Annotated in this window: 21 protein-coding genes; 5 read left to right on the top strand and 16 right to left on the bottom strand. The window is 45.7% G+C overall.

Annotated features, from left to right (window positions below):
* Positions 1–66: 66 nt before the first annotated feature.
* A complete protein-coding gene (locus tag DW896_RS03205) occupies positions 67–2,700 on the bottom strand; it encodes a valine--tRNA ligase (RefSeq protein WP_009038077.1) in 2,634 nt (877 codons plus the stop codon).
* A gap of 186 nt (positions 2,701–2,886) precedes the next feature.
* On the opposite strand from DW896_RS03205, the gene DW896_RS03200 reads away from it, so the two are divergent.
* On the top strand, positions 2,887–3,933 hold the full coding sequence (locus DW896_RS03200; RefSeq protein WP_009038076.1) for a DUF3810 domain-containing protein: 1,047 nt from the start codon (positions 2,887–2,889) through the stop codon (positions 3,931–3,933).
* 8 nt (positions 3,934–3,941) lie between these two features.
* Entirely contained in the window at positions 3,942–4,766 is an 825-nt protein-coding gene (mazG, locus tag DW896_RS03195; protein WP_035449333.1) for a nucleoside triphosphate pyrophosphohydrolase, read from the top strand.
* Positions 4,767–4,896: 130 nt separating this feature from the next.
* Here the strand turns inward: mazG and DW896_RS03190 are convergent, their stop codons facing one another.
* The 6 genes from DW896_RS03190 to rpsA all read right to left on the bottom strand — a co-directional run bounded on the left by DW896_RS03190 (position 4,897) and on the right by rpsA (position 10,130).
* Positions 4,897–5,370: a hypothetical protein gene (locus tag DW896_RS03190; RefSeq protein ID WP_009038074.1), complete on the bottom strand. Its 474-nt coding sequence runs from the start codon at positions 5,368–5,370 to the stop codon at positions 4,897–4,899.
* 25 nt (positions 5,371–5,395) lie between these two features.
* A complete protein-coding gene (locus DW896_RS03185) occupies positions 5,396–5,761 on the bottom strand; it encodes a hypothetical protein (protein WP_008665222.1) in 366 nt (121 codons plus the stop codon).
* A gap of 47 nt (positions 5,762–5,808) precedes the next feature.
* Positions 5,809–6,363, bottom strand: coding sequence for an RNA polymerase sigma factor (locus tag DW896_RS03180; protein ID WP_009038073.1), 555 nt, complete (start codon positions 6,361–6,363; stop codon positions 5,809–5,811).
* A 54-nt stretch (positions 6,364–6,417) separates the two neighbouring features.
* Entirely contained in the window at positions 6,418–7,332 is a 915-nt protein-coding gene (locus DW896_RS03175; RefSeq protein ID WP_005832904.1) for a ribonuclease Z, read from the bottom strand.
* A gap of 34 nt (positions 7,333–7,366) precedes the next feature.
* A complete protein-coding gene (locus tag DW896_RS03170) occupies positions 7,367–8,158 on the bottom strand; it encodes a hypothetical protein (protein WP_035449023.1) in 792 nt (263 codons plus the stop codon).
* Between the two features lie 175 nt (positions 8,159–8,333).
* On the bottom strand, positions 8,334–10,130 hold the full coding sequence (gene rpsA, locus DW896_RS03165) for a 30S ribosomal protein S1 (protein ID WP_005831997.1): 1,797 nt from the start codon (positions 10,128–10,130) through the stop codon (positions 8,334–8,336).
* Positions 10,131–10,326: 196 nt separating this feature from the next.
* On the opposite strand from rpsA, the gene DW896_RS03160 reads away from it, so the two are divergent.
* Positions 10,327–11,148, top strand: coding sequence for an alpha/beta hydrolase (locus tag DW896_RS03160; protein WP_119992874.1), 822 nt, complete (start codon positions 10,327–10,329; stop codon positions 11,146–11,148).
* Positions 11,149–11,151: 3 nt separating this feature from the next.
* Here the strand turns inward: DW896_RS03160 and coaW are convergent, their stop codons facing one another.
* Both coaW and DW896_RS03150 read right to left on the bottom strand, forming a co-directional pair.
* On the bottom strand, positions 11,152–11,982 hold the full coding sequence (coaW, locus tag DW896_RS03155; protein WP_008665214.1) for a type II pantothenate kinase: 831 nt from the start codon (positions 11,980–11,982) through the stop codon (positions 11,152–11,154).
* Between the two features lie 167 nt (positions 11,983–12,149).
* Positions 12,150–14,471 (bottom strand): DUF5686 family protein, encoded by a 2,322-nt coding sequence (locus tag DW896_RS03150; protein WP_117983964.1) that lies wholly within the window; start codon positions 14,469–14,471, stop codon positions 12,150–12,152.
* A gap of 414 nt (positions 14,472–14,885) precedes the next feature.
* On the opposite strand from DW896_RS03150, the gene DW896_RS03145 reads away from it, so the two are divergent.
* Both DW896_RS03145 and DW896_RS03140 read left to right on the top strand, forming a co-directional pair.
* Positions 14,886–17,075: a glutamine synthetase III gene (locus DW896_RS03145; RefSeq protein ID WP_005832915.1), complete on the top strand. Its 2,190-nt coding sequence runs from the start codon at positions 14,886–14,888 to the stop codon at positions 17,073–17,075.
* A 291-nt stretch (positions 17,076–17,366) separates the two neighbouring features.
* Positions 17,367–18,068, top strand: coding sequence for a Crp/Fnr family transcriptional regulator (locus DW896_RS03140; RefSeq protein ID WP_005832010.1), 702 nt, complete (start codon positions 17,367–17,369; stop codon positions 18,066–18,068).
* Positions 18,069–18,151: 83 nt separating this feature from the next.
* On the opposite strand, the gene trxB is transcribed toward DW896_RS03140, so the two are convergent.
* The 7 genes from trxB to DW896_RS21580 all read right to left on the bottom strand — a co-directional run bounded on the left by trxB (position 18,152) and on the right by DW896_RS21580 (position 24,661).
* Positions 18,152–19,102, bottom strand: coding sequence for a thioredoxin-disulfide reductase (gene trxB / locus DW896_RS03135; protein WP_057255730.1), 951 nt, complete (start codon positions 19,100–19,102; stop codon positions 18,152–18,154).
* Between the two features lie 37 nt (positions 19,103–19,139).
* Positions 19,140–19,790 (bottom strand): LolA-like putative outer membrane lipoprotein chaperone, encoded by a 651-nt coding sequence (locus DW896_RS03130; RefSeq protein ID WP_080707064.1) that lies wholly within the window; start codon positions 19,788–19,790, stop codon positions 19,140–19,142.
* Positions 19,791–19,793: 3 nt separating this feature from the next.
* Entirely contained in the window at positions 19,794–22,298 is a 2,505-nt protein-coding gene (locus DW896_RS03125) for a DNA translocase FtsK (protein ID WP_005832921.1), read from the bottom strand.
* A 271-nt stretch (positions 22,299–22,569) separates the two neighbouring features.
* Positions 22,570–23,181, bottom strand: coding sequence for a winged helix-turn-helix transcriptional regulator (locus tag DW896_RS03120; protein WP_005832923.1), 612 nt, complete (start codon positions 23,179–23,181; stop codon positions 22,570–22,572).
* A gap of 359 nt (positions 23,182–23,540) precedes the next feature.
* Positions 23,541–23,807 (bottom strand): hypothetical protein, encoded by a 267-nt coding sequence (locus DW896_RS03110; protein WP_005832022.1) that lies wholly within the window; start codon positions 23,805–23,807, stop codon positions 23,541–23,543.
* A gap of 13 nt (positions 23,808–23,820) precedes the next feature.
* A complete protein-coding gene (locus DW896_RS03105; RefSeq protein WP_044468860.1) occupies positions 23,821–24,108 on the bottom strand; it encodes a hypothetical protein in 288 nt (95 codons plus the stop codon).
* On the bottom strand, positions 24,086–24,661 hold the full coding sequence (locus DW896_RS21580; protein ID WP_207802306.1) for a hypothetical protein: 576 nt from the start codon (positions 24,659–24,661) through the stop codon (positions 24,086–24,088). Before DW896_RS21580 ends, DW896_RS03105 begins: the two co-directional genes overlap by 23 nt.
* Positions 24,662–24,714: the final 53 nt, after the last annotated feature.

The raw sequence follows: 24,714 nt of genomic DNA, 5'->3' as shown, positions 1-24,714 counted from the left end.
TACCGCTAAAAAAAGCTCCGGAGTTGAAGGTTCCGGAGCTTTTTCTCTGTTTTATGTGATGGACAGTTATGCCTTTTTCAATGCTGCAATACTTTCCTTGAGAGATTTGATGATACTTTCAGCATCTGCCTGCTTCTTGCGTTCCATCTCAAGAACGGCGGCAGGAGCATTATTCACAAACTTCTCGTTACCCAGTTTCTTCAGCACACCCTGCAAGAATCCTTCCTTATGCTTCAGTTCGGCCTCCATACGGGCTATCTCGGCTTCCACGTCAATCATATTACCCAAAGGTACGGCATATTCCGTAGTACCTACCATGAAGGAAGCAGCACCGTCGGCCTTGTTCTCCACTATATTGATGGAGGAAAGGTTACACATTTTCATGATAACCGCGTTGAATGCCACAACCGGATTCTCACCGATAACCTGCAACTCAAGTGTCTCTTTTTGGGCGATGTTCTTCTGCAAACGGATGGAACGGATATTGCTGATAACCTCTTTCACCACTTCAAACTCCCGGATGATATCCTCATCTACCAATGCCGACATTGACAACGGGCTTACCATCAAGCTCTCACCGTCTGTACGGTCGCAAAGATGCTGCCACAACTCCTCTGTAATAAATGGCATGAACGGATGGAGCAGATGCAACAAGTTATCAAAGAAACCGATAGTTGCTTCATACACTTTCCGGTTGATGGGCTGGCCGTATGCCGGTTTAATCATTTCCAGATACCAGGAAGAGAATTCGTCCCAGAACAGTTTGTAAACAGCCATCAGCGCTTCACTCAAACGGTACTTGCTGAACAAATCAGCCACTTCGGCAGCCACTTCATTCTGCTTGGCCTCAAACCAGCGTATTGCCAGTTCTGAAGCTTCCGGTACCGGAACTTCCGCACTGACTTCCCAACCTTTAATCAGACGGAAAGCGTTCCATATCTTATTATTGAAGTTACGTCCTTGCTCACACAGTGCATCGTCAAAGAGGATGTCATTGCCAGCAGGAGCTGAAAGCATCATGCCCATACGCACACCGTCGGCACCGTACTTCTCTATCAAATCCAGCGGGTCGGGAGAGTTACCCAACGACTTGGACATCTTACGTCCCAGCTTGTCACGGACAATACCCGTAAAGTAAACGTTCTTGAACGGCATCTTTCCTTCATATTCATAGCCTGCCATAATCATACGGGCTACCCAAAAGAAGATAATGTCCGGACCGGTCACCAAGTCGCTGGTAGGATAATAGTAGTTTATCTCCTCGTTACCCGGATTGTTGATACCGTCAAACAAAGAGATGGGCCACAACCAGGAGGAGAACCAAGTATCCAGGCAGTCCTCATCCTGACGAAGGTCTTCCAGTTTAAGGTCTGCATTACCCGTTTTCTCTTTTGCCAATGCCAAGGCTTCTTCGGGAGTGGCAGCCACTACATAACCACCTTCCAGCAAAAAATAAGCAGGAATGCGATGCCCCCACCACAACTGGCGGCTGATACACCAGTCCTTGATATTTTCCAACCAGTTCTTGTACGTATTCTTATATTTGGCAGGATAGAACTTCAACTCATCATTCATCACCGGCGGCAAAGCCATGTCGGCAAAGTGCTGCATCTTCAGGAACCACTGCATGGAAAGTTTCGGTTCGATGGGCACGTTGGTACGTTCGGAGAAACCTACCTTGTTGGTATAGGCTTCCACTTTCTCCAACAGACCGGCAGCAGCCAGGTCCTTCTCAATCTGCTCGCGCACATCGAAACGGTCCATACCGATATACAAGCCGGCAGCTTCACTAAGCGTTCCGTTATCATTGAAGATGTCGATGCTCGGCAGATTGTACTTCTCACCCAGCATGTAGTCGTTCACATCGTGGGCAGGAGTTACCTTCAGACAACCGGTACCGAACTCTATATCTACGTAATCGTCCTCGATAACCGGAATAACACGTCCTACCAACGGAACAATCACCTTCTTACCCTTCAACCAGGTATTCTTGGGGTCATTCGGATTGATGCACATGGCTGTATCTCCCATGATGGTTTCAGGGCGGGTGGTAGCAACCACTGCATAACGTCCTTCGGGGTCACCTTCTACCATATACTTCAGATAGTACAGCTTGCTGTGCTCTTCTTTGTAGATTACTTCCTCGTCACTAAGTGCGGTCAGTGCCTTAGGGTCCCAGTTCACCATGCGGACACCACGATAAATCAGACCTTTGTTATACAAGTCAACAAAAACCTTGAGCACGCTTTCACTGCGTTTCTCATCCATAGTAAAAGCTGTACGATCCCAATCGCAAGAAGCACCCAGCTTGCGGAGCTGCTTCAAGATGATGCCGCCATGTTCGTCAGTCCATTCCCAGGCATGCTTCAAGAACTCGTCGCGGGTAAGGTCTGTCTTCTTGATGCCTTGTGCGGCAAGTTTGTTCACCACCTTGGCCTCGGTAGCAATGGATGCATGGTCGGTTCCCGGCACCCAGCAGGCATTCTTGCCTTCCATGCGGGCACGGCGTACCAGAATATCTTGTATGGTATTATTAAGCATGTGTCCCATGTGCAACACACCGGTGACGTTGGGGGGCGGGATGACGACGGTGTAAGGCTCACGACCATCGGGTTTCGAACTGAATAATTTGTGGTCCAACCAATACTGGTACCACTTTCCCTCCACGTCAGCGGGATTGTACTTACTTGCTAATTCCATGTTTTTAAATCTCTATAATTAATTTATTGCGAATAACGGGCGCAAAATTAATGAATTAAAATTTAAATATATATTTTTGTCCCTACAAAATGAGTCAGGAGTTAGTAGGAGTTAAAGGGAGTTATCGCCCTCCGGGCTTAGGAGTTAGAGGTCGATAGTCCTCTTAATGGTAGGTTGAAAATAAAAATGAGAGACAAATTGAAAATCCGGTATGTCGTATTAATCGTATTACTGTCTGTTGTATGGGCAACGCAGCTCATTCCAATATTGGGAGAAGTATATGCACAGTCTGTATATCCGGTGATTTCCCATTTCTTGTCCTCCTTTTCAAAACTCATGCCTTTTGCCATAGGCGACTTGTTTATTTTCCTCAGTGTACTCGGACTTCTTTTCAATCCAATCAAGGCACGCTATATCCAAAAGAAAAAGTGGAAACAGATTCTGCTGAACGAAATGGAATACTTGCTGTGGATATATGCATGGTTCTATCTGGCATGGGGACTGAACTACTCACAGAAAGATTTCTATGGCAGGACAAACATTCCTTATACTGCCTATACTCCCGAAATCTTTCAGTCATTTGTAGACAACTATATAGACAAGCTGAATGCTTCCTATACAGATGTCACCTCCATTGACGAACCATTGGTCTGCCGGGAAAGCGTACACGGATACAACCAAATCAGCGATACGCTGGGGATACATCGCCCTCCCCACTCCTCTCCGCGCGTGAAGACCATGCTTTTCACTCCGTTCATTTCCATGGTCGGTGTTACGGGAAGCATGGGACCTTTCTTCTGCGAATTCACGCTGAACGGCGATTTGCTTCCACCACAATATCCTGCTACTTATGCCCACGAGCTGGCACACTTTTTAGGCATCACCAGCGAGGCAGAAGCCAACTTCTACGCTTACCAGGTCTGCACCCGTTCGCAGGTGAAAGAGATTCGTTTCAGCGGCTACCTTTCCGTGCTCTCACATGTGCTGGGCAATGCCCGCCGACTGATGAGCGAAGAAGAATACGCAGAACTTTTCAACCGGATACGTCCTGAAATCATAGAACTGGCCCAAAAGAACCAGCAATACTGGATGGAGAAATACAGTCCGCTCATCGGAGACATCCAGAACTTTATCTACGACTTGTACCTTAAAGGAAACAAGATTCAAAGCGGACGCAAGAACTATTCGGAAGTAATAGGCTTGCTTATCTCATACGAAGAATGGAAAAACTAAATTTCAAAATCATGCATACAAGAAAAGAACAGATGGAAGCCTTCGGCCGCTTCCTCGACATACTCGACGAGCTGCGCGAGAAATGTCCCTGGGACCGCAAGCAGACCAACGAAAGCCTGCGCCCCAATACCATCGAAGAGACTTATGAACTTTGTGACGCCCTGATACGCGATGACAAGAATGACATCTGCAAAGAGCTGGGCGATGTGCTGCTGCATGTGGCTTTTTATGCAAAGATAGGCTCCGAAACCGGTGATTTCGATATGAAAGACGTATGCGACCGTCTTTGTGAGAAACTTATTTTCCGCCATCCCCATGTCTTCGGCGATGTAAAGGCCGAAACCGCAGGCCAGGTTTCTGAAAACTGGGAACAGCTAAAATTGAAGGAAAAAGATGGGAACAAAACAGTGCTGAGCGGTGTACCCGCTGCCCTACCCTCGCTCATCAAGGCCTACCGCATCCAGGACAAGGCACGCAATGTAGGATTTGACTGGGAGGAACGCGAGCAAGTGTGGGATAAGGTAAAAGAAGAAATCCAAGAATTCCAGGCTGAAGTCGCCCACATGGATAAAGAAAAGGCTGAAGCTGAATTCGGCGATGTCATGTTCAGCCTCATCAACGCTGCCCGCCTCTACAAAATCAATCCGGACAATGCGCTGGAACAGACCAACCAGAAGTTCATCAACCGCTTCAACTATGTAGAAGCGCACAGCATCAAGGAGGGCAAAAACCTCCATGACATGACGCTGGAAGAAATGGACAAGCTATGGAATGAAGCGAAAGCATTGGAAAAAGAAAGCAAACAAGATGATTCTTCTAAAGGTCAGGTTTAGCTGGCTAAAGCAAAGGTTTAGGGAACTAAAGTAGAGGTTTAGCAAGGCTAAAACGAGGTATCTCTCATTAACAAAAGAAGGTTGCTCACACCATCGTGGCAACCTTCCTTATTTGTAATTCATTCACTACTCATTTTTTCCCTTGCGGTCTTCGCTGGGGGCCATCTCCCTTTTTATGCATGCCTTTCAGCAGTTCACGATGGAAACGCATTTCAGCTCTTTGCACCAGATAAATCTTTTTACAAGACAATATCTTCTTGAATTTATCAAAGTAGGTCTTGTCCAACCGGTCAGAAGCAATACGGGCATCATACACACCTTCCATAATTTCCTCATACTGGGCTTCGGTTGTTTTTTCATCTTTCCCTTGCCGGAGCAATTTCCAAGCCTCGTCATTCAACTGCTTTTTCCGGTCTTGCAATTCAAAATACAATGGGAAGAACTTAGCTGCTTCCTCACTCGTCAGCCCGGCTTTCTCCGTTATAAACGCTTTTTGTTTGGCACGAAACTCTTCGGGTGACAGATGCTGATCACATCCATCACTAGCCCAAAGCAGGGGCATCATGCCACATATCATAACCAATAAAACAATCAGTCTTTTCATTTTTAAATAGTTGAGTGTTGTTACCTTATTCTGCATCAGAGTCTGCCAAATAAACATACAATGAATAATCATCCAGCATGGAATTCTCTACGGCCATATTAATATATTCCATTTCTGTTTCCGTATCATCAGCAGCCATACGCTCTACAGATGGAGTATGCTCCGAAGAAGCCACGCGGATAATCAATGCCGCACCTATAAACATGGCGGTCATATACAACCAAGGCTTTACCTTCTGCCACATTGTAGGCTCTGTCTGTACAGCAGTGAGTTTTTCTTTTTCGGGAAGCCGGTTCATTACCTCTGAAGTAAGATTCTCAAAGTAGCCGTCAGGAACGCGGAAAGGATTTTCCGTCCCTATCTTTTTCAGTATTTTATCTTCTTCTTTCATAAGCTTTCTCCTTTCTGTTTAATTAGACATTGTTTTGTAGCAAAGGTTTAATACTCCTCACCCAAAAACTTTTCTATTTTCTTCACGGCATGGTGATAAGAAGCCTTCAAGGCACCTACGGAAGTACCGAATATATCAGACATCTCTTCGTATTTCATTTCCTGGTAATACTTCAAATTAAACACCATACGTTGTTTTTCCGGCAAGGCAAGCAAGGCTTTTTGCAAAGCCATCTCTGCTTTATCACCGGAGAAGTAAGGATCACTTTCAAGCTTTTGAAGTGCATCTGCCTCGGGATCATCCAAAGATACTGTGGAAGCAGCCCGTTGTTTGTTCAGAAAAGTGAGGCATTCATTCAAGGCTATGCGATAGAGCCAGGTAGAGAGTTTAGCCTCTGCCCGAAAATAATCTATATTAGTCCATGCCTTAATGAAAGTATTCTGAAGTAAATCATTGGCATCTTCATGAGAGAGGACCATACGACGAATCTGCCAATACAGCTGCTCGCTATATTGGGTAACAATCATCTCAAATCCCCGCTTTTGTGTGCTTTCTTCTTGTAGAAGAGCCAACACTTCGCGTTCATTATAGGAAGGGGTCATAAATTTCTATTCGCATTTGTTGTTTTAGACTGCCAAAGATACGAAAAGTTTAATTCATACCGATACACAAAGTGTTTCTTTGGCAAGCTGAGTATCCGGAAAAATAGCGGATGCTTCTTGAAGCAAGATATTTTCATCTTCGTATCGTGCCGAAAAATGTCCTATCAACAACTTCTTCACTTCAGCCTTCCTGGCTATTTCAGCCGCTTGTGCAGCAGTTGTATGAAATGTTTCTTTGGCACGTGGCGCATCCTCATTCGCAAATGTCGCCTCATGAAAAAGTAAATCAACCCCTTTTATCTGCTCTACGATAGAAGGAAGATAGATGGTATCCGAGCAATAAGCATAACTGCGGGACGGAGCAGAAGGGCGGGTCAACAAGTTGTTGGAAACAGTTTTTCCCTCCGGTGTCACGTAATCGGCCCCATTCTTTATACGATTCAATTCGTATACCGGCACTTGGTAGAAATCGACCATTTCACGGATAATATGGTTAGGACGCCGCTTTTCTGCAAACAAAAAGCCACAACACGGCATACGATGACGCAAAGGAATAGTAGTAACCGTCAACGAACGGTCTTCATAAATCAGCATCGGTTCTTTCGTATCAAACTCATGGAAAAGGACCTTGTACGTCATCTGCCTATTAAAAAAATCCAGCATAGGTGTCAGCAATGTTTCCAGCCCTTTTGGAGAATGGATATGCAACTCGGCTGTACGTCCTAAAAGGTTAAGTGTAGAAATCAGTCCCAATAAGCCAAAACAATGGTCTCCATGCAAGTGAGAGATAAAGATATGATTCAAACGCGAAAACTTCAGATGTGATTTACGGAACTGCAACTGCGCCCCTTCCCCACAATCAATCATAAACAACTTGTCGCGCACGTTCACAATTTGAGACGTAGGGAAATGACGCGTTGTGGGTAAAGCGGAACCACAACCAAGAATATGTAACTCAAATTTTTCCATTCCAAACCTTCCGAACTGATTTCTACTCCTTGATTTATAGAAGAGCCTTTATCTCTGAAACTCCAAAGGATATTTCAAAAGTTTCTCCGGATTTATTCCCTTTATACAGATAGCCCACCCCTTTATCACACTTCACACATACTTCCAAGAACATGCGCAAGGCTGGATCGGAGGAGTTCAAAGAGTTCTTCACATTTGCCTTCATCTGTTCGGCATTTTCCTTCAAAGCAGACATCTGTACTACAGATTCGTCAATCGTATAATGATAAAGCACCTTATCCGACTCGATTGTCAGTTTATTGAGCATAGTGGCTTCATCCACCTGCATCGGGCACGATACGTTGGTCATCTTCACTTGCTCTTCCAGTTTCTTCTTATCACTGCTTTCAGCAGTTGAACCGCCATTCAATATATCTTTCAAGTCCTGAGTAGTCAGATAACATTCCACTTCGTTACCGGATGTCTTTCCTTTATATATGAACTTTATACCGGAATCAGTACCGACAACCAAATCCAGCATCTCTTTAATGGACCCTTGTGGATTACCGAACATAACAGTCACAGCAGACTTCATTGCATCAGGATTCTCTTTCAAAGCGTCTATATTGAGGAAACTTTCATTCATAAGCAGTACATATACCACATCCGCCCCATCAAAAGTAATACTGGATATTTCGCCGGAAGCTCCCATATCCATGGGACATTGTTTGTTGGCTGCTGCAATAGCCAGCTTGAGTTTAGACTTCTGACCGCATGCGGTTAGTAACATCAGCGACAGGCAAGTGAACAACACCATCTTCCCTGCATTTTTGAACATGTTTTTCATAATAAATGAAAATTAAATTATTGAATATTTCTATGATTGCAAAAGTAACCACCCTGCAAAGATAAACATTTATGGAAAAACCATCCTTAATTCCATAAAATTCTATTGACAAATCATAAAAAAGAAGGGCACTTGTTTGCGCAAGTACCCTTCCTTCATTTATAGAACGGAGTAATTATTTCTTTCCAGCTTCCATCTGTTCCTTCAAGGCAGCCAAAGCATCAATGTCACCCAGAGTAGTAGATGCAGCCTGGTTTTGGATAGCAGGAGCAACGTCTTCTCTCTTACCGGTTGACTTCTTAGTAGCAGCCTTCTTTTCAGCTCTTTCTTCTGCCTTTGCAGCATCTTCGAAGATACGGCTGTGAGAAAGGATGATACGCTTAGCGTCCTTGTTGAACTCAATTACCTTGAATTCAAGCTTCTCGTCCAACTGAGCTTGTGAACCGTCTTCCTTAACGAGGTGCTTCGGAGTAGCGAAACCTTCTACACCATAAGGCAGAGCAACTACAGCACCCTTATCCAGCATTTCGATGATAGTACCTTCGTGTACAGAACCTACTGTAAATACAGTTTCGAATACATCCCAGGGATTTTCTTCGAGTTGCTTGTGGCCAAGGCTCAAGCGACGGTTTTCCTTGTCGATTTCCAGAACTTGTACGTCAATGTCAGCACCAATCTGAGTGAATTCAGACGGATGTTTAACCTTCTTCGTCCAAGACAAGTCAGAAATATGAATCAAGCCATCAACGCCTTCTTCGATTTCAACGAATACGCCGAAGTTAGTGAAGTTGCGAACTTTTGCAGTGTGCTTGCTGCCGATAGGATACTTCTCTTCGATAGTTTCCCAAGGATCAGACTTCAGCTGCTTGATACCCAAAGACATCTTACGCTCTTCGCGGTCCAAAGTCAGGACTACTGCCTCAACTTCGTCACCTACCTTCATGAAGTCCTGTGCAGAACGCAAGTGCTGTGACCAAGACATTTCAGATACGTGAATCAGACCTTCAACACCCGGAGCGATTTCGATGAATGCACCGTAGTCAGCCATAACTACAACTTTACCCTTCACGTGGTCGCCAACCTTCAGGTTAGCATCCAGTGCATCCCAAGGATGCGGAGTGAGTTGCTTCAAGCCGAGAGCGATACGCTTCTTCTCATCATCGAAGTCAAGGATAACGACGTTGAGTTTCTGGTCGAGTTCAACCACTTCTTTCGGATCGCTAACACGGCCCCAAGAAAGGTCTGTAATGTGAATCAAACCATCTACGCCACCCAAGTCGATAAATACACCATAGGAAGTGATATTCTTAACGGTACCTTCGAGAACTTGTCCTTTTTCGAGTTTACCGATGATTTCCTTCTTCTGTTGTTCCAGTTCGGCTTCGATAAGAGCCTTGTGGGAAACAACCACATTCTTGAATTCCTGGTTAATCTTAACAACCTTGAATTCCATAGTTTTGCCAACGAATACATCGTAGTCGCGGATAGGCTTCACGTCGATTTGAGAACCCGGCAAGAAAGCTTCGATGCCGAATACGTCTACAATCATACCACCCTTTGTGCGGCACTTGATGTAACCCTTGATAATTTCTTCGTTTTCCAAAGCTGCGTTTACGCGATCCCAAGAACGGGTAGCACGAGCTTTACGGTGAGACAGAACGAGCTGTCCTTTCTTGTCTTCCTGGTTTTCGATGTATACCTCAACAGTATCACCAACCTTCAGTTCAGGATTGTAACGGAATTCACTCATCGGAATGATACCGTCTGATTTGTAACCGATGTTCACAACTACTTCACGCTTGTTCATTGCGATTACGGTTCCATCAACTACCTCGCGGTCGTTAACCTTGTTCAACGTATTGTCATACGCCTTTTCCAGTTCTTCGTGGCTTGCACTGGCTACTGATTCGCCGTTCTCATAAGCATCCCAGTTGAAGTCTTCAATAGGAGCTACATTCTTTAAATTTTCCATTAATAAATAAATTGTTTAACTCGTTAATTAAGTGAGACTTTATGTTGACTCATTGTAAATCGGGCGCAAAGATAGAAGTATTTTCTTGAACTACAAAACAAAAAGCATTCAAAACAGCAGTGGAATAATCAATTAAAGAATAAAAAAAATGTTACCTTTGCATCGTTTCATTTATACATAATCTCAATAATTTATCATGAAAAAGATAATCGCATGCATTTCCATCATTTGCTATACATTATTATGTTATAGCCAAAATCAGACAACGGACAACAACTACCGTACGCAAAAGAACATTTCCTATCTTCATCCCGGCGAAAAGGACAGTTATAAGCTGGAGCGTTGTAAGCTCGACCTCCATTATCCTACTGATAAAAAAGGATTTGCCACCCTTATCTGGTTCCACGGCGGAGGACTGGAAGCCGGAGAAAAACATTTTCCGAAGGAGTTCCTGGAGCAAGGCTACGCCGTGATAGCCGTAAACTACCGACTCAGCCCGCGTGCCCAAAACCCTGCCTACACGGAAGATGCCGCAGAGGCCGTTGCTTGGACTTTCGAGAATATAGAAGAATTCGGAGGAGATAAAGACAAAATATACATAGCCGGTCATTCAGCCGGTGGTTATCTCTGTCTGATGCTCAATCTGGACAAGAGTTACCTGGCAAAGTGGAATATTGACGCCAACAGCCTGGCAGGCGCTTTCCCCATCAGCGGACAGACCACTACCCACTACACCATCCGCAAAGAACGCGGGCTGCCTTCCGACACTCCGATTATAGATAAATATGCTCCTTCCAATAACGTAAGAAAAGGCGCTTCACCCATGATACTTATCACTGGCGACAAAGAGTTGGAGATGCTGGCACGCTATGAGGAAAACGCCCATTTGTATGCTCTCCTCAAAGCATTGGGACAAAAAACCACCCTCTATCAGATGGAGGGATTTGACCACGGTACGGTGGCCGCTCCCGCATGTACCTTGATAAACAGCTATATGAAGAAGGCAGGCAAGAAGTAACCACTACCCTTGCCTTTCTTTTACGTATGCCAATGCCGCTCCTATTGCTGTTCTATATTCAGCATAGGGCGGTATATGAAAATGTACATGATAGATGGCTTCCATTTTAGAAAACACCTCCCGGCACTGGGGCAGTTGGGTGAGATTTCCTATCAGAACGAAATCCTTGATAGGACTGTTCAAAGCTGACAGTACAGCAGCTCCTCCAATGGTTTGAAGTACCGTATAAATTATACCGCAGGCAATATCTTCTTGAGAAGCATTGCTATCTGCTTTCCCGAAAAGAGAGGCGGTAGCACTCACCGGCAAGTCAGGCAAAGCAGTGTTGCAAATATCACCTATCTGCAAGTTGACACGAGTTACATCCCCTTTCTCAGCCAACTCGGACACCTGATGAATATCATGAGTTTTCAACAGCAACCTCGATAATCCCTGCAAAGTACCTCCACCAATCCCCAAGCCGCCAATATGCTGCACCTTGTCTCCGTCTATTTTCACAAAAGAAGTGCCGGTACCCATGCTGACTACAATCAGTTGGTCTATATCCGTTGCATGTCTGGCTCCCAAACCATTGGCAATAAACTCATCCGTTTTGCGAGTAGGCAGTCCATATAGAGGGCTGTTGACAAATGCGCTTCCCACTCCCGTCAGCATCACCTGCTCCACATCGGCCAGCTGTATACCATTGTCATAAATATACTTACCGAATGCTCCGAATAAGGAAGTCACCGGGTCGGTAGCCGTAATAAACATTGGAGACTGTATCTGTTCTCCATTGATTCCAACGATTTTCGTGGTACTTCCACCCACATCTATTCCTATTACTATACCCATAGCTCCAAGTAATTTGCAGCAAAGTTACAAAAGAATCAATAATTGACAATTGATTAATGTGATAATGTGCCAATATGCTAATTGGCTAATTGGCTGCGCTATGTTTATGCTACGCCATCACGTCCTGGTCATTGACACATTGGCACATTAATCACATTACCACATTGCTATCTGTTAAACAGTTCGAAGGTAAATTTGCAACCTATTTCCTGATACTTCCAGTTTGCAAAGCTGGCAAACAAGCCAAAGTCAAATATATGTGTACCAATGCCATACCCTACTTCCAGATAAGGTTTCAAGTGAGGAACCACCAATGCATTCAGATACAGACGTTCATTCAATACATATTGGGTATATTTCATCAGATGGCGGAGCAGGAGGAAAGGCGCTTCATAGGTAAGGTGTCCGCGGATATATTTACGGGAAGAGTTATACCAGCGGCCGTCCAGCAACTGGAACACCCCGCCAATATCATCACTCCAACCCATAGGAAGATTGGAACGCCGCAAATTGGCAAAGTCCACAAAGTACAGTTCCTTCTGATTGGTAAACTCTCCCCAACCAAAACGCCAATAAATATCACGCATCAAGCCCAAAGAAACCTGATGCTGCAAATCAATCTCTACACGCTCGTACGAACCACTGCTCTGCAACACTCCACTGAGTCCCCGCTCCCAATCTACTGAGATGGAAGGATACTTGGAATGAAGATTTACTTTACGGTCGCCATTCATATAATAGTATTGTCCCGGAGTCCAGGTGAGGCGGACGCGGGGAGCAAAACTATTATAGGTATGGCGGAACTTGTTCAGGATATTCGGGTCAAAATTCGGAAAGAAGGATGAACCTCCGGAACCGGCACGGGTGGCCGACTTGGTAGGCGGCATGCTCGGGTAGTTCAGTTCAAACCGGGAGCGGTTCACTTCCGTACGTCTGTGCATGGATACACCCACTTCCAGCGACAGACCGTTTACTATTTCCCAGCTATGACGCAGATTCAGATACAAATCCTTGAAATAATCCAAGTGTATCTGGTTGAAGTCAAAAATACTGTCGGGGATGGCTTTCAGGTCGTCCAGCACATCACTGCTGTAAATCCGGTTACCGTTACCAAACTCCAGATGCAATGCTGCACGCTTACGGGGCCAATAATCAAAATCGGACCTCACCCTCCAGTAAAACTCTTTTTCCTTAAAATTATAACCTATCCGGGGAACGATGCGCAGCAGGCGATCACCGGTAAAAATACGGTTGTACTTGAACTCCTGCCGATACGAAATTCCATGCTTGCCGCTATAGCTCAAAAGAAAAGGATTGATTAGTGGTGAACAGCGCACACTCCCCAATTTATCAAGGTCTACCGTATAGCGACTGATCAATGCATCTCCAATCTGCCCCCAAAACTCCAAGTTCTTATTCACCGGTTTCTTTTTCCGGGCGAGCGTATCCCGACGCAAGAAGAAATCCTGATACAGTGTCTCCTCATGCGGAGTCAAAGGAATGGGACGCAAAATTTTAAAGTAAGCAGTATCACGTAGATAAGCATTCGTATCAGTACGCAACGTGTATGAATCGGACAAGTCATATTTACTTTTCTTCACCGACCTCCGTATATCACTGCCAGAAGTTTTCTGAATGATGTTCTTATAATCGAGTACAGCTTCATAAGTGCCATCTACCACATTTCCCAAAAAACGGAACGTTGCCTCCACATCATACTGCAACGGAAGAAATTCGTCCGAATCGCCCACATTACCCATCTTCACCAGATTATTGAACCGCACCATCTCATTACGTCCGGAAAAACGCATCTCGCGTACACTCCACACGTTATCACTCACAATCAGATAACCGCCCACCAGCTGAAAGCTTTTGCTTTTTGGCATAAAACGGATTTTATACTGAAGGGCATGCCGTTCCCCCATCACCGTATCAATCCGATAGGTATAATATTTTTTGGCATTGGGTGCTAAAGGAGAGAGTAGTTTGTCATATAATAAGGTAGAAGAATAGATGTTGATGTGAAAATATTCCGGCAGCCGTCCGTCCATTTCCCAAAACTCGGAAGCAGTACCGACACTTGCCTTTACCTTCTGGTCATAGATGTCGGGAGCAGTAAAATGCAAATCGCTATAAGTTTCCATCATATATTCCCGCACCCCTTTCTTGGGCCGGAACATGGAAGGGATGTAGCGGAGAATATGATTCTTCTTACGGATATTCACCCAGCCCTTTATGTAAAGCTCAGCCTTGTAACTTTCAATAATACGTTCATAAAGGGGGGCAAAGAAGATGACTTTCTCCATGATGGAGTCTGCGGAACTCACATGTTTGTCAACCGGATAAGATACACGCTCCGCCCCTGCCTTCTGTACAAAAGAAAACAAGAAGCAAATCCAAATCCATATAAACAACAAACGTTTCAACCGCAATTTCTCCTTATAGAATCGGGACAAATATACGGAAGAATTTGTGTAATGCAAAAACATGTTCCATAAAGAAGCGGGAATGACACTTGTGACACCCTTTATTATAAAACATATGTTACGCGAGAGACAATAATACACAAGCACACATAGTTTGTGCGAGATAAATACGAACCTATATTAATTGTTATAAAAAGGGTGCCACAAGTGTCATGTACAGAATGATTCGTAATTGTGACACATGAAAATTACTAATCACGACGCACTAAGATTACTAATCGTGATGCGGAAAGATTACTAATCATGGCATGTAACAAACGCAAGCTTTGGGTCGTTTTTCCATAACAAGCAGGCTTTTTCAGGGGGTCTATTCTCAAAAAACACTAATATTTTCGAGAATACCCCCTAAAAAAGAGGGGGTAGTTCAGAAAAAACATGTATTTTTGCGCCCAACAACCAATAAAAGGAGAGACTTATATGTCAAAAATGCGATTTTTTGCTTTGCAAGAACTTGCCAATCGGCAACCTCTTGAAGTGACCACCCCTTCAAACAAACTGTCCGACTACTACGGCAGCCATGTCTTCGACCGTAAGAAAATGCAGGAATACCTGCCTCGTGAAGCCTACAAAGCCGTGACCGACGCCATCGAAAAAGGCACTCCCATCAACCGCGAAATGGCAGACCTGATTGCCAACGGCATGAAAAGTTGGGCAAAGTCCCTCAACGTCACCCACTACACGCACTGGTTCCAACCCCTAACGGATGGAACTGCTGAAAAGCATGACGGCTTCATCGAATTCGGCGAAGGAACAGAAGTGATCGAACGTTTTTCCGGCAAACTGCTCATCCAGCAGGAACCGGATGCATCCTCTTTCCCCAACGGGGGTATCAGAAACACATTCGAAGCACGAGGATATACTGCTTGGGATGTTTCCTCACCTGCCTTTGTGGTAGATACCACACTTTGCATCCCCACTATCTTCATCTCTTATACCGGCGAAGCGCTCGACTACAAGACTCCATTGCTCAAAGCCTTGGCAGCCGTAGACAAAGCAGCGACAGACGTATGCCAGTTGTTCGACAAGAATATCACACGCGTTTATACCAATTTAGGCTGGGAACAAGAATATTTCCTCGTCGACTCGGCACTGTACAATGCCCGCCCGGACCTTTGTCTGACCGGACGTACCCTGATGGGACACTCCTCGGCCAAAGACCAGCAGCTGGAGGACCACTATTTCGGCTCCATCCCCCCACGTGTCACAGCTTTTATGAAAGAACTGGAAATCGAATGTCACAAACTGGGTATCCCGGTCAAGACCCGCCATAACGAAGTAGCTCCCAACCAGTTTGAGCTGGCGCCTATCTTTGAGAATGCCAACCTTGCCAACGACCACAACCAGCTTGTGATGGATCTGATGAAACGCATCGCACGCAAGCATCACTTCGCCGTACTGCTTCACGAAAAACCCTACAACGGCGTGAACGGCTCCGGCAAGCACAACAACTGGTCGCTTTGCACCGATACGGGTATCAATTTGTTTGCACCGGGCAAGAATCCGAAAGGAAACATGCTGTTCCTTACCTTCCTGGTAAACGTACTGATGATGGTATACAAAAACCAGAACTTGCTGCGCGCCTCCATCATGAGTGCCGGAAACAGCCACCGTCTGGGAGCCAATGAAGCACCTCCCGCCATTCTGTCCATCTTCCTGGGCAAACAGCTGTCTTCCATCCTCGACGAGATAGCTCGCCAGATAAGCAGCAGCAAGATGACATCGGAAGAAAAGACAACACTGAAATTAGGCATCGGACGTATTCCCGAAATATTACTGGATACCACCGACCGTAACCGTACTTCTCCATTCGCCTTTACCGGCAACCGCTTTGAGTTCCGTGCCGCAGGTTCGTCCGCCAACTGTGCCGCCGCCATGATTGCCATCAATGCAGCTATGGCAAACCAGTTGAACGAATTCAAAGTCTCCATCGACAAACTGATGGAAGAAGGAGTCGGCAAGGATGAAGCCATCTTCCGCATTATGAAAGAGACCATCATCGCCTCCGAGCCTATCCGCTTTGAGGGTGACGGCTACTCCGAACAATGGAAGCAGGAAGCCGCCCGCCGTGGGCTGACCAACATCTGCCACGTTCCCGAAGCCCTGATGCACTACATGGATAACCAGTCCCGTTCCGTACTCATCGGCGAACGTATCTTCAACGAAACGGAGCTTGCCTGCCGCCTGGAAGTAGAACTGGAGAAATACACCATGAAGGTACAGATAGAAAGCCGTGTGCTGGGCGACCTTGCCATCAACCACATCGTACCGACTGCCGTTATCTACCAAAACCGTCTGCTGGAAAATCTCCGTGGCCTGCGCGAGACCTTCTCTCCCGAAGAATACGAAGTCCTCAGTGCCGACCGGAAAGAGCTTGTACGCGAAATTTCCAAGCGCGTAACAGCCATCAAGGTACAAGTACGCGAAATGACCGAAGCCCGCAAAGTAGCCAACCACATGGATAACTACAAAGACAAGGCTTTCGCTTACGAAGAAACCGTACGCCCTTATCTGGAAAGTATCCGTGACCACATCGACCACCTTGAGATGGAAATTGATGATGAAATCTGGCCGCTTCCGAAATATAGGGAGCTGCTGTTTACAAAGTAGGCCTCTCCCTAGCCCCTCCCCCGCAGGGAGGGGGATAGAGATACTACGATAAACAATTAAGTTACTACGATTTACGATTTGACGGTTTACGGTTGGAGTTACTCATACAATCATAAACCCACCTGCTAATGAGCAGTTGTTTAACAATACAAACTTCAATCGTAAATCGTCTAATCGTAAATATATAGATTTTCCTTTATCTCCCCCCTACGACATCTTTTTGTCATATTTGTGCAATATTTAATTTTTTCTTTTTACATTTGTGCTGTATAACACAGTTTTGCAGCAGTTATGGTAAAAGTAAACTTGTCTGATATTAATGTTCCGGAGTTGATTGCAGATATATGGTCTCCCTTGAATGACGAACAACGGGAATTCCTCGCCAACCACTTCACACTCCAGAACTACAAAAAAAACGAAGTCATCCATTGCGAAGGCGAGACACCTACGCATTTGATGTGTCTGCTGAGTGGAAAGGTCAAAATCTATAAAGACGGAGTCGGTGGTAGAAGCCAGATTATCCGTATGATTAAACCTGTCGAATATTTCGGTTACCGCCCTTACTTTGCAAAAACAGACTATGTCACGGCAGCATCTGCATTCGAGCCGTCTCTTGTTTGCCAAATCCCCATGACTGCCTTGATGACTCTGCTCACACAAAACAACGACCTTGCCATGTTCTTCATCAAGCAATTGTCCGTTGACTTGGGCATTGCCGATGAACGTACCGTAAACCTGACGCAGAAACATATCCGCGGAAGACTCGCAGAATCCCTGCTGTTCCTCAAAGAAAGTTATGGTTTGGAGGAAGACGGCTCCACCTTGAGTATCTATCTCTCGCGTGAAGATCTGGCCAATTTGTCAAACATGACCACTTCCAACGCCATACGTACGTTGTCACAGTTTGCCACAGAACGGTTAATCACCATCGACGGACGTAAAATCAAAATCATAGACGAAGAAAAGCTGAAGAAAATCAGCAAGATAGGATAAGGAATAAGTGACAAGGGATAAGCGATTAGGGGTTAGCATAATAAAAACACATTGTTACCATCCTAACCCCTAATCACTAATCACTAAATCAGTCCTTTCGCAGACAAATATCTTTCCGCTTCAATGGCTGCCTGGCAACCAGTTCCGGCAGCGGTGATGGCTTGACGATAGTGAGGATCAGCAACGTCTCCGGCGGCGAATACGCCCGGCACTTTCGTACGCGGTGTTCCCGGCTCGGTGACGATATAACCTACTTCGTCCGTATCTACATAAGGTTTGAAAATATCTGAGTTGGGTTTATGGCCGATAGCCAGGAAGAAACCGTCAATAGCCACATCATAGCGCTTCTCATCAGGTTCACCCATACGCTGTACCAAATGTACACCTTCCACACCGTTCTCTCCAAACAAGCCTACGGCATTATGTTCGAACAGTACTTCAATCTTGTCATGCTTCATCACACGCTCCTGCATAATCTTGGAAGCGCGGAGATAAGGTTTGCGGACAATCAGATAAACCTTGGCAGCCAGTCCGGCAAGGTAAACAGCTTCCTCGCAGGCAGTATCTCCACCCCCTACAACAGCTACCGTTTTCTTGCGGTAGAAGAAACCGTCACAAGTGGCACAAGCGCTGACACCCATTCCCGCATATTTCTTTTCATCCTCCAGCCCCAGATACTTCGCAGCGGCACCTGTAGCAATAATCAGCGTTTCAGCCTCAATCATCTTTTCGTCATCAATCGTAATCTTGTAAGGTGCTTCAGCAAGATTGGCTGCGGTAGCAACTCCATAACGCAAATCTGCGCCAAAACGTTCGGCTTGCTTCCGCAGGTCTTCCATTAATTCCGGACCTCCGATACCTTGGGGATAACCGGGGAAATTCTCCACATCAGTAGTGGTTGTCAACTGGCCACCGGGCTGCAATCCTGCATAAAGTACCGGTGAAAGATTGGCACGACCTGCATAAATAGCGGCAGTATAGCCGGCAGGACCCGAACCGATAATCAGACATTTTACTTTTTCTGTTTCCATCATTATATTATTTACTATTTGACTATTTACAATTTACTATTTAGCGCATGTCGATGACTTCAGCTGTGGGATAGGCTTTTTTGTCAAAGACAAAAAAACTATCCGGATAGGATTGTCCTGTCTGGTAGCTATCAATAAGGATAGTAGTCATATACTTACTCCCCCGTGGTGCCAAGTCCACTTGATGCAGACGATACGTATCCTTTGTCACAAACAGATAGACACTTTCAGGGTCTTTTCTCTTGTCGGCAGCAGTCATGGTGATGTAATAAACAGACTTGTCTTGCTTACCACCGACACTGCTCAACTTCAATCTGTATCCCTGCTTGTAGAGGGACAACCAAGCATACGGATTAAGAGTCTGCAATTCCTCCTGCGTAGGTTCCGATACATTCACCTCATCTGCCGAAGCCACATAGCTCCACTGCGTATGTCCGTCAAACCAAGTCTTCATTCCCTCGGTCTCAACCACAAACTTCTCACCTTCCAGATAGAGAACTCCCGCATAAGAGCCTTGTTGTTCGTTCACGGTAAACGCCAGCTTCACCCCTCCCGCTTTCCGAAAGGCTTCGGCTGTACGCTCCAATATATTCTTGGCATCCGGTTGTTGTGCCGACATCGGCACAGCAAACAACAGCAATAGCACACCAAGTAAAAGCTTATCAAGTTTCATCATTCTATAAATAACCATTCCTTATTGCAAATTGTTTAACCGCATTTCCAGGTCGCTCTCATCTATACAGAACACCTCACGCGCCTTACTACCTTGCGCCGGTCCCACAATCCCCGCTTTCTCCAACTGGTCCATGATGCGGCCGGCACGATTATAACCGATGGCAAACTTACGCTGAATGAGCGATGTGGAACCCTGCTGGTGAATAACAACGAGACGGGCTGCATCCTCGAACAAAGGATCGAGACGTCCCATATCCACATCCCCCAAATCACCTCCTGCATTTTCATCCACATATTCGGGCAGATAGAAAGCAGTGGGGTAACTCTGCTGGCGGGCGATAAACTTCGTAATCTCCGCCACTTCGGGCGTATCGATAAAGGCACACTGCACACGCACCGGGTCAGCTCCCTGCAGGAATAACATATCACCGCGGCCTATCAGCTGGTTGGCTCCCGGACGGTCGAGGATGGTACGCGAATCGACCATTGCCGATACACGGAAGGCGATACGCGCCGGGAAGTTGGCCTTAATCGTACCCGTAATGATGTTTGTTGTCGGTCGCTGTGTAGCGATAATCATATGTATACCCACGGCACGCGCCAACTGGGCGATACGTGCGATGGGCAATTCCACATCCTTACCGGCTGTCATAATCAAGTCACCGAACTCGTCGATAACGACTACGATGTAAGGCATGAACTTATGCCCCTTTTCCGGATTCAGACGACGGTTGATGAACTTCTCGTTATACTCCTTGATATTGCGCACATGGGCAGCTTTCAGCAAGTCATAGCGAGTATCCATCTCCACACAGATGGAGTTCAAAGTCTGCACCACCTTCGTGACGTCCGTAATGATGGCATCTTCCCCGTCGGGTAATTTCGCGAGGAAGTGATGCTCAATCACGGAGTAGATGCTGAATTCTACTTTTTTGGGGTCTACCAGCACAAACTTCAGCTCTGCCGGATGCTTCTTATATAATAAGGAGGTGATGATGGCATTCAACCCCACGGACTTACCCTGACCGGTAGCACCGGCAACGAGCACGTGCGGCATCTTGCACAAATCCACCATAAACACTTCATTCGTAATCGTCTTACCCAGTGCGATGGGCAAGTCGTAAGTAGACTCCTGGAACTTCTTGCTGCCGATAATGCTCTGACCGGATACAATCTTCGGATTGGAGTTGGGCACTTCGATACCAATCGTACCCTTTCCCGGAATGGGAGCGATGATACGGATGCCGAGCGCCGAAAGGCTGAGGGCAATATCATCTTCCAGACCGCGTATCTTCGAAATGCGGACGCCCTGCTCGGGAGTGATTTCATACAGCGTCACCGTAGGACCTACCGTCGCCTTAATGGTACTGATTTCTATACCGAAACTACGCAGAGTATTGATAATCTTATCCTTGTTCGCGTTCTGCTCTACCATGTCAATGGTCGGACCATTGTCATCGTAATGCTTCATCAAGTCTATTGTGGGGTAATGATAGTTTTCCAAATCCAGACGGGGATTGTACGGCTCCTTCTCCGTTCCCACATACTCCTCCTCTTCGGCCTTCTCAACCTGGAATGCCGGCTCCTTCTCTACCGGCTGTTCCCGAAAAGGGGGCACCGGCTCCGGTGCAGGAGTCTCAAAAGTCATGGTAACATCCTCATCCGCAGACTTGGCTGGCTTTACCTTTCCATCACTTCCACCCAAGTCAAGGGTGATTTCATTCAGCGGTTCGTCCTCTTCTTCCTCTGTGGCAACCTCCTCCTCCTTTTCAAGAACCTTTTCCGGTTCCGCAGCTTCCGGTGTCGGAGCAGTAGTCTTTTCCTTTGCACCCCAAGAGGTCTTGAACTCTTCCGGCGTTTCACCCTGCACGCTTTCCGCCTTCTCCTTACGCTTCAAGAAGCTGAGACTGAACAATCTGCGCAACCAGATGACAGTCCGTGCACTCAGATAGATGAGGAAGCAGATGGCAGTTACCAACAATAGCAGCCATACTCCCGGCACACCGACTTGAGACACAAGCCAGTTGCTGACATTGTATCCGTGCATACCGCCCAGATAGAGGAAAGAGTCCTTGTACTGGTCTACAAACACAAAACCGAAAAATACCGAGAACCACACCAGCATCAACGAACAGCCGATGAACCACTTCCACAAGCGCACCACACGCACCCGCATCAGCTTCAATCCCGCCACAGCCAGGAACACGAGAATCAAGAAAGACGATACGCCGAAACAATCATTTATCAGATAGCTGGCCAACTGCGCACCGCGGCTACCGGCGTAGTTCTTCACCCCATTATTGGTGGAAATCAGCTCCTGCGCACTGCCTCCGTCAATGATGCTCTGGTCTGCCGCTCCCGTGAAAAAGAACGACGAAAAGGCGAGCAACAAATAAACCGAAAAGATTACCAGTACCAAGCCGATAACGAAATGAACAGTTTCACTTCTAAATAACGCTGCCACTTTCCCAAAAAACGAGAGTGACAGCTCCGTATCTTTAGCTGTTGAATTTTTCTTTGCCATATTTTTTAAATAACTATTGAGAATTGATTGCAAAAATAATAAAAACTATCCTTCTGCCGCGTTGTTTTCATTCTTTAATTTCTCGTCTGCCGATTATAGGTATTCCTAATCTACAACTGTAGTTTTATCGCATGTTTTACTTACATGCTTGCATGAAATGACATAGCGCACTAATTTACAACAGATTGCGCCATGCAAGCAGACCTCATGCAAGCATGCAGGCAGATTTTGCCTACATGACGCAATCCATGCAAGCCCTATACGCATCAACCTACTCTTTTTCCTTCAAAAAATAAATCGGCTGTTTCTGCAACCCTTTGTTCACCAACACATTCTCCTCACAAAGACGACGAATCTGCCGCGTCGCAGTCGTGCGGGTCATGCCGCAAATCGACTGTACAACACTGCGGGTGATGAACTCATTCTTACGTAGATAGTTCACCACTTTTTGCTTCACCTCATCATCCGTCAGCCTCTTTTTCGTGAGATTCCGCAATTTCAGCGGCTTTACCTTCAATACTCCTATCTCACTGCGCAGCGCCTTGTCCGGTCTGAAAGTGATGTTTTTCAACTTTACCTTAGTACTTTTCCGCTTTGTCTCCAGTGTCACCGGTTCCGTGCAGGTCAGCGTAGGAACAAAGTAACCGATGCCGTCCAAATGAACCTGCCTGCCCTCCCCCAGCTCGCGTCCCACAAAATGCGACAAAGCATCGAGTACCGCCAGTACATCCGTCTCGGTCAGCGAGCAGTATTCTTGTATATGCCTGCGCAGCTCATCGGTCGTCGTGGAGCCGTTCAGTTTAATCCGGGGATGCAGGGTCAGTTCTTCCCCTTGTTTATCCTTCGTTTTCGGGTTTTCGTACCAATCAAATAAAATTGCCATATTCTTTCCTCCATTTTTAGATTCATTTCTGTTGCTGTCTGCAGGTTTCGCTCATACAAAGTACCGGCTTTCATTAGGCAGAGCATGGGTCTTCCTTACGCAAAGAAGCGTTCTTCCTTCTGCTGAAAGCTTATCAAAAAAAGATGCGCACAGCTGTGGTTTACCTTCTTCATATTTGTGATACACCTTCTTCACAACTATGAGAAAGACATTCCACGACTGTGCGCAACTACAAACTACAGAGGCAAAGATAATGAAAAGCAGGGGGCTTGGCAAAGGAATGCTAATCTTTTTCAGATTGAAGCATGTAATAATGCGGTAATAATAGCGCTATTTGCCCAGTTCCATAATTGCAATAATTAATCTTCATCATCATCGTCATAATCTTCATCGTAGTCATCATCGTCACCATCCCATCTACACCCACAAGCATCACAAGCATAATCATTAATACCACTTGAATCAGGATAGACCAAATGCGAGCCACACTCAGGGCAACGCAACTTGTTGTTATCATCATCGTCATCCGCAATTTCATCACATGGCCATTCTCTTCCACAATCCGGACAAACATAATTCACGCCATCGAAATAGGCATTCTCATTCAAACAAAAAATACATTCCATAACTATCTTATTTTTAATTATTACTTTTATTCATTATTCTTTTTGCATATAAGCAGCATTTAATCAGCACAACTCCCACCAGCATAGAACAGACAATGCCAGTTGCAATGAAAAGAGGGCTTCTATCAGCGGAAGCAATGCCGTTTTTTGCCAACACCAAAAGTCCCGTCTGAAAACAAACGGCCGACAACAAGCAGAACAGCAGCACACTGCGTTTCCAATGTTTTGGCATCGGTTCATTTTTTTCTACCTCTTCTACCATTTCCTTCATTGCTTCTTCAATCCATATCTTCATCTTCATTGTCTTGAGGATTTATTTCATATTTGGGGTCTAAATCATATCTGTACGCAAGCAAAAAATCGGCCTTTTTATCTTTGGGTTTACAAAGAGAATACAATATGGCCCCTACTACCAATGAGGCAGCCGCAACAACTGCAATCCCTGCCAGCATACCACCTCCTATTATACCGCCAATTGCAGCCAATCCGGAGGTTATTCCTGCTGCCGACAACCCAGCAACAACACCTGAAGCCGAAATCAAGCTTATCATTCCTGCCACCGTACAAGCAGATCCTCCACTTGCCATTATTTTGGCAACCAAATCATCTTTGTCTTTTCTAGTCATCTTTTTGTAAGCATCAAAATCTTTACCTAATACAACGGTGAACATGATACAGAATTCTGCGTAGCACACGTCAGTAGGATAACTCTTGCCCTCGGCCAAACGTGTAATTGCGTACTTCGACATTGTCATAGCCACTGCAAGTTCATCAATAGAAATAGAAGAATTACTCATGAATGAACGCAAAAACGGAGCGAAACCGACTCCTTTCGGAAATTCTTGATTTTCCATAATCTTTTTTTTAAAGTTTATATTATGGCGCCCTCTGCCTATAAGAACAAAAA

This window comes from Bacteroides sp. AM41-16 (assembly GCF_003603495.1).
GTDB lineage: Bacteria > Bacteroidota > Bacteroidia > Bacteroidales > Bacteroidaceae > Bacteroides > Bacteroides uniformis.
This window is presented reverse-complemented; position numbering and strand designations above follow the sequence as displayed.